Source organism: Thioclava sp. ISO4 (genome assembly GCF_058105145.1).
On sequence record NZ_CM176571.1, the window covers coordinates 149911 to 162536 of the forward strand.

Annotated in this window: 7 protein-coding genes; all 7 read right to left on the minus strand. The window is 63.1% G+C overall.

Annotation, left to right across the window (positions count from 1 at the left end; translation table 11 throughout):
• Nucleotides 1-27: 27 nt before the first annotated feature.
• The 7 genes from AC2TZ7_RS00860 to rpoB all read right to left on the minus strand — a co-directional run bounded on the left by AC2TZ7_RS00860 (nt 28) and on the right by rpoB (nt 12609).
• Entirely contained in the window at nt 28-765 is a 738-nt protein-coding gene (locus AC2TZ7_RS00860) for a phosphatase PAP2 family protein (protein WP_489865557.1), read from the minus strand.
• Nucleotides 746-2194: an ArnT family glycosyltransferase gene (locus AC2TZ7_RS00865; protein ID WP_489865558.1), complete on the minus strand. Its 1449-nt coding sequence runs from the start codon at nt 2192-2194 to the stop codon at nt 746-748. Before AC2TZ7_RS00865 ends, AC2TZ7_RS00860 begins: the two co-directional genes overlap by 20 nt.
• Nucleotides 2169-2474 carry a lipid-A-disaccharide synthase N-terminal domain-containing protein gene (locus AC2TZ7_RS00870; protein ID WP_098412091.1) on the minus strand — a complete coding sequence of 102 codons (306 nt, stop codon included), beginning with the start codon at nt 2472-2474 and terminating at the stop codon, nt 2169-2171. Before AC2TZ7_RS00870 ends, AC2TZ7_RS00865 begins: the two co-directional genes overlap by 26 nt.
• 5 nt (nt 2475-2479) lie before the next feature.
• On the minus strand, nt 2480-3229 hold the full coding sequence (locus AC2TZ7_RS00875; protein ID WP_489865559.1) for a glycosyltransferase family 2 protein: 750 nt from the start codon (nt 3227-3229) through the stop codon (nt 2480-2482).
• A gap of 117 nt (nt 3230-3346) precedes the next feature.
• Entirely contained in the window at nt 3347-4057 is a 711-nt protein-coding gene (locus AC2TZ7_RS00880; protein ID WP_489865560.1) for a hypothetical protein, read from the minus strand.
• 138 nt (nt 4058-4195) lie between these two features.
• Nucleotides 4196-8422: a DNA-directed RNA polymerase subunit beta' gene (gene rpoC, locus AC2TZ7_RS00885; protein ID WP_489865561.1), complete on the minus strand. Its 4227-nt coding sequence runs from the start codon at nt 8420-8422 to the stop codon at nt 4196-4198.
• 50 nt (nt 8423-8472) lie between these two features.
• On the minus strand, nt 8473-12609 hold the full coding sequence (gene rpoB, locus AC2TZ7_RS00890; protein ID WP_489865562.1) for a DNA-directed RNA polymerase subunit beta: 4137 nt from the start codon (nt 12607-12609) through the stop codon (nt 8473-8475).
• Between the last annotated feature and the right edge of the window lie 17 nt (nt 12610-12626).

The window sequence follows — 12626 nt, forward strand, 5'->3', positions numbered from 1 at the left end:
GGCGTATAGGGGGAGTCGTTTGGGTTGTCAACTCTCGCGGCGGGTCCGCGCGAGGAGCTGCGCGCCCCACCCCGCAAACAGGATCCCCCAGAGCAGCCAGGCCACCGAAAGGGACACCAGCCCGGCGAAATAGGCGTCCGACAGGAAGTGCCGTCCGGTGCCGACCCGCTGCACGATGATGAAGACCGCGACGAAGACGCCGACGGCCCGCAGATAGAGCAACCCCCAGCGCGGCAGACGCAGCCGCGACAGCTCCGCGCCGAGCCAGATCAGCAGCCCCAGCGCCACCGCCGCCGCCACCTCGCCCGACACGAACGAGCAGTTCCGCGAGCATTGATCGGTGAAGGTCCCCGCGAGGCTGAAGTGATGCGCACCGCCGAAGAGATCGACATCGGCCGGGCGTGCGCGCCCCGAATTGGCCTTCAGGACCCCGTTCACGACCACGATCGGGCCGAGCAGGTAGAGCAGGCAGATGAAGGCCCAGATCCGCGCGGGCAGGCGCAGCACCGTGCGATGGCGCAGCCCCGCCCAGGGCCAGGCTACGAGCGAGACGAGGAACAGCACGATCGAGACATCCCAGATCCGCTGGCGCAGCCATTCCCAGAGCGGATTGGTGATCACCGAGAACCCCTCCCCTGCCCGGTAGAACAGCCCGGCGACGCCGAGATCGAGCTCCGGCACGAAGCGGAACAGCAGAAAGCCCCCGATCCACGCCGCCAGCAACAGGCGGCCCGCGAAGATCATGTCAATTTTCGGAACGGACACAGCGCGCCTCCACCAGATAAGCCGCATAGCCTTTGCCCGCCCATGTCCCGGTCGCGTCGAGTTGCGCCTCGGGCGCAACCGGACCGCTACCGCAATCGGGCGCGCTATTGGCGATCACCAGCAAACGACCATTATAGTCCTGTGGCAAGGGCCACATCTGCTCGTAATAGCTGTCGGCGCGCTGCTGGGGGTTCGGAGCGTAGACGGTCACGCCCGAATCCTGCCCCGTATAGTAAAGGTCGGCGAGGATCGCGCGATTGCCCGTGTAGACCGGCACGTCGGCCGCTTCCGCGAGCGTGAGGATCTGGCGACTCAGATCGGCCTGCCCCAGCCACCGCTTCAGAAGCGGCGCGCCATCTCGATCCGGATAGGGCGCAAGGACCGTCAGCAGCGGGATCGACAGCGCGATCAGCCCGTTGATCACGATCGCGATCCAGCGCCAGATGCCGCGCAGCACCATCACCGCCAGAACGGTCCCGGCGAAATAGGCGGCGACCGCCCAATTGGCATAGGCCCGGTCGAGCAGCGCCTCGATCGTCACCGCGACCAGCGGCGGCACCGAGAGCATCGCCAACCCGCGCTTGTCCGGGTCACCCCAGCCCGCGTAACCGATCAGCAGCGCCACCATCGTCACCGGCCCGAAGACCGCGAATTGCGAGGCGACGAACTCCACCATCGAGCCGAAATTCAGCGCAGCCCCTTCGCGGACCCAGCCGACATTGTCCATCGTATGCGAGACCGTGGTCAGCCCGTTATTCAGGTTCCAGACCACGTTCGGCGCGATCACCAGCCCGAAGGCCAGCGCCGCGATCACCGTGTTGCGCCAGCCGATCCGCCACGCCGGCGCGACAAGGGCAGCCAGCGCCAGACCGGGGATCAGGTAGATCGCGGCGTATTTCGCCATGAAGGCCAGCCCCGCCGCCACGCCCGCAGCGAGCGCGTCCGACCAGCGGCGGCTCTCGCCCGCGCGATGCAGGAACAAAAGGCTCAGCGCGTAGAACGGGGCCATTACCGTATCGGTCGAGATCAGCACCGAGCCGACTGCGACGAAGGGTAGCGTGACATAGATCGCCGCCGACCAGATCGCGACCGAACGGCCCGCGATCCGTGCGCCCAAGGCGCCGAGTACCAGCGCCGTGATGCCGTGCAGCACGGCCCCCGGCATCCGCACCCAAGACGGCGCGTCCGAGCCCGCCAGATCGGTCACCGCGCGGAGCAGCCAGCCGATCAGCGGCGGTTTCGAGTAATAGCCGAAATCGAGATGCTGGCCCCAGAGCCAGTATTGCGCCTCATCGACGAAGAGATCGGTCTTGTTGAACGCCAGAAGTACCAGCCGCAGCGCGGTGACTGCGGCGACGACGATCAGAGCCGGGACGAGCCAGCCGTCCCGATCCGCCCTGAAATCAAGCTTCGCGCCGGCGCTTGGCATAGATCAGCCAGAGATTGCGGGAATAGATGAGCACGCCCAGCGACTGGCCAAGAATGAAGACCGGGTCCTTGCGATAGACCGCATAGCTGAACAGCATCACGCCGCCCGCGAGCGAGAAATACCAGAACGCCAGCGGCACCACGGATTCGCCTTTGCGCTCGGACGCGATCCACTGGACGAGAAACCGCCCCGTGAACATGAGCTGCGCGAGCAGGCCGAAAAGGACCCACCACAGCTCGAGAACGCTGTCCGCGTGAAGCATATCCATCAGCCAGTCCATCGGCGTCACTCCTCGCGCGTCACTTCGCCGGGCTGCGCTTTCTTGCGCCGACGGAGAAGCCACGCGACGCCCATCAGGTCGACGATGCCAACGAGACCGCGCTGCAGGTTGTTGTAATTCGAGCTGCCGCCGCCGCGCGAACGGTGAGCGACGTCGACATGGGCTACCTGCCACCCGTCGCGCGAGAACAGCGCGGGGAGGTAGCGGTGCATATGGTCGAAATAGGGTAGCGCGAGGAACGCCTCGCGCCGGAAGGCTTTGAGGCCGCAGCCGGTGTCGCGGGTGCCGTCTTTCAGGATCGCGCCGCGAATCTTGTTTGCCGCCTTCGAGGCGAGTTTCTTGGACATCGTGTCCTGCCGCCCGACACGCTGGCCCGCGACCAGACCGATCTTCTCGGAGTTCGCCGCGCGCAGCGGTGCCATCAGGGCGGGAAGCTCGGAGGGCGGATTCTGCCCGTCGCCGTCCAGCGTGCAGATGATGCTGCCTTTCGCGGCCCGAACGCCCGAATGGACGCCCGCACTTTGACCGCCAGACGCCCGCTGCCCTGCCGCATTCTTGTGCTGCAGCAGGCGCAGGTTCGGATGGGTCTTCATCCGCTCGCGCAGAATCTGGTCCATCCCGTCATCCGAGCCGTCATCGACCACGATCACCTCGTAGTCGCAGACCGGCGCGCAGGCGGCGTCGATCTCGTCGAGAAGCCCCGCGATGTTGGGCGCTTCATTCTTCGCAGGGATTACGATCGAAATCTCGGGCATGGGTGCCGGAACTCTCTTGCCGCTGGGCCGGGATGGCGCCGAAGGTGCGGCTCTATTAGACCCGCCACCCGGTCTTGTAAACGGATCATCCCGGGGCAGCCGCGTCCCTGTGGCGGATCAGCCGAATTTCGCGAAAAGCTTCGAATAGCTCGGCTTGAGGGCGTTTCGCATCTCCATTGCACGCTCCATGTCGCCCGCCATCGCCGCATCGTAGAAGAACGCAACAGAGACCGCGAAACCGTCCACGAGCTTTTGATAACCCATGTCGGTCTCGGCCTCCGGGGCGGGATGCTTGACGATCTGCGCCGCGAGATAGCTCAGAAGCGAGGCATCCGCGATCAGTTGACGCGCGCCCTCGCTGCCCATCCCGGCGTAATCGCGCGCGAGCACCTCTTCCATCTCCGCGTGATAGGCGTTCATCCGGTCCGAGAAGCCCACGATGCCGTTGCGCACATGCAGATCGCCGATGCTCTCGCGCACCCCTTCGAGGGTCTCATGCGCCTCGGGCAGTTTTCCGGCGGCCACCTCTTCCTCAGCCTTCGCCGCGAGCTCGCTGACCTTGTCGAAAGTCGCGCCGAGAACCGCGTCATCGGCATATTGCGGCGGCGGCTCGGCGGTCCAAGCGTCGGACAGCGTCTGCCATTCGCCGACGAAGCGATCGAGCGCGGCCTTGGTTTCCGGCTGCTTGCCCTGGTTCGACAGGAACAGCGCCGCGCGGTAGTCGCCATAGGCCTTGCGCAGCTGCGCCTCCGCATCCTGATAAGCGCCCGCAAAGGCAGGCATGGCGATCAGCGCGCTCAGCGCGAACGGGGTCAAAAAGCGGATCATCGGGGTCCCTCCTCCGGCAAACAGGCTTTCGCCTTTTCGACGCTACCCTGCCCCAGAGATCGGGTTCGCGCAAAGAAAAACCCCCGCGCGATCGCTCGCGCGGGGGGATGATTCAGATCGTCTCCAACCGGAGGTGGATCAATCGCGGCTTTCCGGCGTCTCGACCGGACCGAAATCGGCCTCTGCCTCGGCCGGAGCCGCCAGCGCTGCCGCGGCTTCCGCCTCGGCCTGACGCTGCTGGATGACCTTGGAGTCACGCTCGGTCGCGATCTTGCGGACCTTGGTGGTCGCGCCACCGGTACCCGCCGGGATCAGACGGCCGACGATGACGTTCTCCTTGAGGCCCACGAGCTTGTCGCGCTTGCCCTGCACCGAAGCCTCGGTGAGAACGCGGGTCGTCTCCTGGAAGGAGGCCGCCGAGATGAAGGACCGGGTCTGCAGCGAGGCCTTGGTGATGCCGAGCAGCACGGGTTCGCCATGCGCCGGACGCCCACCACGGGCTGCGACCTTGTCGTTCTCCTCGTCGAACTCGACCTTGTCGACATGCTCGCCCTTGAGGAGCGTCGTATCGCCGGAATCGAGGATCTCGATCTTCTGCAGCATCTGGCGAACGATCACCTCGATGTGCTTGTCGTTGATCTTCACGCCCTGCAGTCGATAGACGTCCTGCACCTCGTTGATGAGGTAGTCGGCCAGAGCCTCGATCCCCATGATGCGCAGGATGTCATGCGGCGCCGGGTTGCCGTCCATGATGTAGTCACCCTTCTGCACGAAGTCGCCTTCCTGCACCGGGATGTGCTTGCCTTTCGGCACCATGTACTCTGCCGGCTCCAGACCATCATCACGCGGATCGATCGCGATCCGACGCTTGTTCTTGTAGTCCTTGCCGAAGCGCACATAGCCATCGATTTCGGCGATGATCGCGTGATCCTTGGGACGACGAGCTTCGAAGAGTTCGGCCACACGCGGCAGACCGCCGGTGATGTCCTTCGTCTTCGCGCCTTCGCGCGGAATACGCGCAACGACGTCACCCGCCTTCACGTCCTGACCGTCTTCCACCGAGAGGATCGCGTCCACCGACATGGTATAGGTCACCGGGTTGCCCGCTTCGTTGCGGACCGGCTCGCCATCCTCGCCGAGGATCAGAACTTCCGGCTTCAGTTCGTTGCCCTTGGGCGCAGCGCGCCAGTCGGACACGATCTTCTGGGTCATGCCGGTCGCATCGTCGGTATCCTCGCGCACGGAGATGCCCGAGATCAGGTCGACGAAGCGAACCTTACCGGGCTTCTCGGCGATGATCGGCAGGGTGTAGGGGTCCCATTCGATCAGCTTGTCGCCGCGACCGACCGCCTCGCCATCCTTCACGAAGACCTTGGTGCCGTAGCCGATCTTGTGCGAGGCAAGCTCTTCACCCTGATCGTTCACGATCACGAGCTGCATGTTCCGGCCCATGACGATCTGCTCGCCCATCTCGTTGAGGATGATGTTGGCGTTGCGGAACTCGATCTTGCCTTCCTGGCTGGCCTCGAGGAACGACTGCGAGCCACCCTGAGCAACACCGCCCAGGTGGAAGGTCCGCATCGTCAGCTGCGTACCGGGTTCACCGATCGACTGCGCGGCGATGATGCCCACCGCTTCGCCCTGGTTCACCAGCGTACCGCGTGCGAGGTCGCGACCGTAGCAGAGCGCGCAAACGCCCTCTTCGGCCTCACAGGTCAGCGCCGAGCGGATACGGACGGACTGCACGCCCGCCTGCTCGATCGCGTCGGCCTTGCGCTCGTCGATCAGCTCGCCGGCGCGGACGATTACCTCGTCCTCGCCCGGAACCGTCACGTCGTCAGCTGCGACACGGCCCAGCACGCGCTCCGAGATCGGAGCGACGATTTCGCCGTCATTCACAGCAGCAGACGCGGTGATCGCGCGGTCGGTGCCGCAATCATGCGTGCGCACGATGCAGTCCTGAGCGACGTCCACCAGACGACGGGTCAGGTAACCCGAGTTCGCCGTCTTCAGTGCGGTATCCGACAGACCCTTACGGGCGCCGTGGGTCGAGTTGAAGTATTCAAGAACGGTCAGGCCTTCCTTGAAGTTCGAGATGATCGGCGTCTCGATGATTTCGCCGTTCGGCTTGGCCATGAGGCCACGCATGCCGCCCAGCTGCTTCATCTGCGTCACCGAGCCACGAGCGCCCGAGTGGGCCATCATGTAGACCGAGTTCGGTTCCTGCTCGGCACCGTCCTCGTCGTATTTCGGCGCGGAGATGGTGTTCATCATCGCGTCGGTGACCTTGTCGTTACACTTCGACCATGCGTCGACGACCTTGTTGTACTTCTCACCCTGGGTGATCAGACCGTCCATGTATTGCTGTTCGAAGTCCTTGACCTGATCGCGGACGGTTTCGACGATGTCCCACTTGTTGTCGGGGATCACCATGTCGTCCTTGCCGAACGAGATACCAGCCTTGAACGCTTCCTTGAAGCCCATGCCCATGATCTGGTCACAGAAGATGACCGACTCTTTCTGACCGCAATAACGGTAGACGGTGTCGATCGTGTTCTGCACGTCTTTCTTACGCAGAAGACGGTTCACCAGTTCGAACGGAGCTTTCGCGTTCAGCGGCAGCAGCGCGCCGAGGCGCACACGGCCGGGCGTGGTCTCGAAACGCTCGTAGACCTCGTTGCCGGTTTCGTCGATCTGCTTGATCCGCGCGTTGATCTTGGCGTGCAGATGCACTTCGCCCGAATTGAGCGCGTGCTCCACTTCCTCGACCGAGGAGAAGGACATGCCTTCGCCCTTCATGCCTTCGCGTTCCATGGTCACGTAGTAGAGACCCAGAATCATATCCTGCGAAGGAACGATGATCGGCGCGCCGTTGGCGGGCGACAGAACGTTGTTCGTCGACATCATCAGCACGCGCGCTTCCAGCTGGGCTTCCAGCGAGAGCGGAACGTGGACGGCCATCTGGTCACCGTCGAAGTCGGCGTTGAACGCCGAGCAGACGAGCGGGTGCAGCTGGATCGCCTTGCCTTCGATCAGCATCGGTTCGAACGCCTGGATACCCAGACGGTGCAGCGTCGGCGCACGGTTCAGCAGAACCGGGTGCTCGCGGATGACCTCGTCGAGGATATCCCACACCTCGGGACGCTCTTTCTCGACCAGCTTCTTCGCCTGCTTCACGGTGCTCGACAGGCCTTTGGCCTCGAGGCGCGAGTAGATGAAGGGCTTGAACAGTTCGAGCGCCATCTTCTTCGGCAGACCGCACTGGTGCAGCTTGAGTTCCGGGCCGGTCACGATGACCGAACGACCCGAGAAGTCGACGCGCTTACCCAGAAGGTTCTGACGGAAGCGACCCTGCTTACCTTTCAGCATGTCCGAGAGCGACTTCAGCGGGCGCTTGTTGGTGCCCGTGATGACGCGACCGCGACGGCCGTTGTCGAACAGCGCATCGACCGATTCCTGCAGCATCCGCTTTTCGTTGCGCACGATGATGTCGGGTGCACGCAGTTCGATCAGACGCTTCAGACGGTTGTTCCGGTTGATCACACGACGATAGAGGTCGTTGAGATCCGAAGTCGCGAAACGGCCACCGTCGAGCGGGACGAGCGGACGCAGTTCCGGCGGAATCACCGGAAGCACGGTCAGCACCATCCACTCGGGACGGTTGCCCGACTCGAGGAACGACTCGACGATCTTCAGACGCTTGATGATCTTCTTCGGCTTCAGCTCGCCCGTGGCTTCCTTCAGCTCCTCGCGGAGCTGCTCGGCCGTGGCTTCGAGATCGATGCCAGCAAGCATTTCACGGATCGCTTCCGCGCCGATATTGGCGGTGAAGGCATCCGCGCCGTAGGTGTCCTGCGCATCGAGATACTCTTCTTCGGACATCAGCTGACCGTATTGCAGGTCGGTCAGACCCGGTTCGATCACCACGAAGTTTTCGAAGTAGAGGATACGCTCGAGGTCGCGCAGCGTCATGTCGAGCATCAGGCCGATGCGCGAGGGCAGCGACTTGAGGAACCAGATGTGAGCGACGGGCGAGGCCAGTTCGATGTGGCCCATACGCTCGCGGCGCACTTTCTGGAGGGTGACTTCGACGCCGCATTTCTCGCAGACGACGCCGCGATACTTCATGCGCTTATATTTGCCGCACAGGCATTCGTAGTCCTTGATCGGGCCAAAGATGCGCGCGCAGAACAGACCGTCACGCTCGGGCTTGAACGTACGGTAGTTGATGGTTTCCGGCTTTTTGATTTCACCGAAGGACCAGCTCAGGATCCGCTCCGGCGAGGCGAGCGAGATCTTGATCTCGTCGAACGCCTTCGGCTGCGCGAGCGGGTTGAACGGGTTTTGGGTCAGTTCCTGGTTCATCTGTAAATCCTTGAATGAGGGCGGAAGGGCTTAGAGGAGGGCCGAAGCCCTCACTCGTCATCCTCCGCGTCCAGGAGTTCCATGTTGAGGCCGAGGCCCCGGACCTCTTTGACGAGAACGTTGAACGATTCCGGCACGCCGGCTTCGAAGTTGTCCTCGCCCTTGACGATCGACTCGTAGACCTTCGTCCGGCCGGCCACGTCATCCGACTTCACCGTCAGCATCTCCTGCAGGGTGTAGGCGGCGCCGTAAGCTTCCAGAGCCCAGACCTCCATCTCCCCGAGACGCTGACCACCGAACTGCGCCTTACCACCCAGCGGCTGCTGCGTGACGAGCGAGTACGGACCGGTCGAACGGGCGTGCATCTTGTCATCGACGAGGTGGTGAAGCTTCAGGAAGTACTTCACACCCACCGTGACCTGCCGCGCGAACTGCTCGCCGGTGCGGCCGTCGAACACGGTCGACTGACCGGATTCGTTGAAGCCCGCACGCTTGAGCGCGTCGTTGATGTCGGCCTCTTTGGCACCGTCGAAGACCGGGGTCGCGATCGGAACGCCGGTGCGGACGGCTTCGGCGCTCTCGATGAACGCCTCGTCATCCATACCTTCGATGATCTCACCGTAGGTCTCGTCGCCATAGCCGATCTTCATCGCCTCGCGAACCGGGGTCAGGTCGCCGTTACGACGATAGGCTTTCAGCGCCTCGTCGATCTGGTTGCCCAGACCGCGCGAAGCCCAGCCCATGTGCGTCTCGAGGATCTGACCGACGTTCATGCGCGACGGCACGCCCAGCGGGTTCAGCACGAGATCGACAGGGGTGCCATCGGCGAGGAACGGCATGTCTTCCATCGGAACGACTTTCGACACGACGCCCTTGTTGCCGTGACGGCCAGCCATCTTGTCGCCAGCCTGAAGCTTGCGCTTCACGGCCACGAAGACCTTGACCATCTTCATCACGCCCGGAGGCAGATCGTCGCCCTGACGGACCTTCTCGACCTTATCCTCGAAACGCAGGTCGAGCGCGCGCTTCTGCGCCTCGAACTGGTCGTTGAGGGCTTCGACTTCCTTGGCGTCGCCCTCGTCTTCGAGCGCGAGCTGCCACCACTGGCCCTTCGACAGGGTGCCCAGCAGTTCTTCGTCGATGGTCGAGCCAGCCTTGACGCCTTTCGGCCCCTTCACGGCGGTCTTGCCGGTGATCAGGGTCTTGAGACGCGCGTAGATGTTGCGCTCGAGAATGGCGAGCTCGTCGTCCCGGTCACGGGCCAGACGTTCGACTTCCTCACGCTCGATCTGCAGCGCACGCTCGTCCTTGTCGACGCCGTGACGGTTGAAGACGCGGACTTCCACGATCGTACCGTAAGCCCCCGGCGGCAGACGCAGCGAGGTGTCGCGCACGTCCGATGCCTTCTCGCCGAAGATGGCGCGGAGGAGCTTCTCTTCCGGCGTCATCGGGCTTTCGCCCTTCGGCGTGATCTTACCGACGAGGATGTCACCCGGCCCCACTTCGGCGCCGATATAGACGATCCCGGCTTCGTCGAGGTTGCGCAGGGCCTCCTCGCCGACATTCGGGATGTCGCGGGTGATCTCTTCCGGGCCGAGCTTGGTGTCGCGGGCCGCCACTTCGTATTCGTCGATATGGATCGAGGTGAACACGTCGTCGCGGTGGATCCGCTCGGAGATCAGGATCGAGTCTTCGTAGTTGTAGCCGTTCCACGGCATGAAGGCGACGACCACGTTACGGCCGATAGCCAGTTCGCCCATGTCGGTCGACGGACCGTCAGCGACGATCTGCCCCTTCACCACCCGGTCGCCCACTTTCACGATCGGACGCTGGTTGATGGTCGAGGACTGGTTCGAGCGCTTGAACTTGCGCAGACGGTAGATGTCCACGCCCACGTCGCCCGCTTCGAGATCGTCGGTCACGCGGATAACGATACGCTGCGCATCGACCTGGTCGATGATACCGCCGCGGTTCGCCATGATCGCAGCGCCGGAGTCGCGTGCGACGGTCGCTTCCATGCCGGTACCGACATAGGGCGATTCCGAGCGCAGCAGCGGCACGGCCTGACGTTGCATGTTCGCACCCATCAGAGCGCGGTTCGCGTCGTCGTTTTCGAGGAACGGAATGAGCGCCGCACCGACCGAGACCAGCTGCTTCGGCGACACGTCGATCAGGTCCACCGTTTCCGGCGGGTTGAGCGCGTATTCGCCCGACTGGCGGGTCGAGACGAGATCGTTGATGAACTTGCCGTTCTCATCGAGCGTCGCGTTCGCCTGCGCCACGGTGTGACGCATTTCCTCGGTCGCCGACATGTAGACCACCTCGTCGGTGACCTGACCGTCGTTGACCTTGCGATACGGGGTTTCGATGAAGCCGTACTTGTTCACGCGGGCGAAGGTGGCCAGCGAGTTGATCAGACCGATGTTCTGACCTTCCGGCGTCTCAATCGGACACATCCGACCGTAGTGGGTCGGGTGAACGTCGCGCACCTCGAAGCCGGCACGCTCACGGGTCAGACCGCCCGGGCCGAGCGCCGAGAGACGACGCTTGTGCGTGACTTCCGACAGCGGGTTGGTTTGGTCCATGAACTGCGACAGCTGCGAGGAGCCGAAGAATTCACGCACCGCAGCCGCGGCCGGTTTCGCGTTGATCAGATCCTGCGGCATGACCGTGTCGATCTCGACCGAGGACATACGCTCCTTGATGGCGCGCTCCATGCGCAGGAGACCCACGCGATACTGGTTTTCCATCAGTTCGCCGACCGAACGCACACGGCGGTTGCCGAGGTGGTCGATGTCGTCGATCTCGCCCTTGCCGTCGCGCAGTTCCACCAGGCCCTTGATGCAGGCGATGATGTCCTCTTTGCGCAGCGTGCGCTGGGTGTCCGGCGCATCGAGGTCGAGACGCATGTTCATCTTCACGCGGCCCACGGCCGAGAGGTCGTAGCGCTCGGAGTCGAAGAACAGGCTGTTGAACAGGGTTTCCGCGGCCTCGACGGTCGGCGGCTCACCCGGACGCATGACGCGGTAGATATCCATGAGCGCGGTTTCGCGGTTCATGTTCTTGTCCGACGCCATGGTGTTGCGGATGTAGGGACCGACATTGACGTTATCGATGTCGAGCACCGGGATCTCGGTGATGCTGTTGTCGATCAGGGTCTTGATCGAACCGCCCGAGAGCTCGCCGTTCTTGTCGTATTCCGCCGTCAGCTCGTCGCCCGCTTCGATGTAGATGAAGCCGGTTTCGTCGTTGACGATATCCTTGGCGCAGAAGCGGCCCATGATGTGGTCGAACGGCACGAGCAGCTCGGGAACCGAGTTGTCGTCACGCCATTTCTTGACCATGCGCGGGGTCGCTTTCTCGCCCGCTTTCAGGATCACTTCGCCCGACGCCGCATCGACGAGGTCGAAGGTCGGACGGGTGCCGCGCACGCGATCGGGGAAGAACTTGGTGACCCAGCCCGACTTGCCCTTCGCGGTGTAGGTGACGGTGTCGTAATAGGCATCCATGATGCCTTCCTGATCGAGACCCAGCGCATAGAGCAGCGTGGTCACCGGCAGTTTCCGACGACGGTCGATACGCGCGAAGACGAGGTCCTTGGCATCGAATTCGAAGTCCAGCCACGAGCCGCGATAGGGAATGATGCGGCAGGCGAAGAGCAGCTTGCCCGAGGAGTGGGTCTTGCCGCGGTCATGGTCGAAGAACACGCCCGGCGAGCGGTGCATCTGGCTCACGATGACCCGCTCGGTGCCGTTCACGATGAACGTACCGTTCTTGGTCATGAGGGGCATATCCCCCATGAACACGTCCTGTTCCTTGATGTCCTTGACCGAACGCGCGCCGGTTTCCTCGTCCACATCGAACACGATGAGGCGCAGGGTGACTTTCAGCGGCGCCGAATAGGTCATGTCGCGAGCCTGGCACTCGTCGACATCGTATTTCGGTTTTTCGAGCTCGTATTTCACGAACTCCAGGATGGCGTTGTCGTTGAAATCCTTGATCGGGAAGACCGACTGGAAAACGCCCTGGATACCCTCACCATCGGTGGGCTGATCCACTTCGCCGGAGCGCAGGAACAGATCGTAGGAGGATTTCTGAACCTCGATGAGGTTCGGCATTTCGAGGACTTCGTGGATTTTGCCGTAATAGCGACGGATGCGTTTCTGACCAACGTAAGCTTGAGCCATGCTCTGCGTGACCTTTC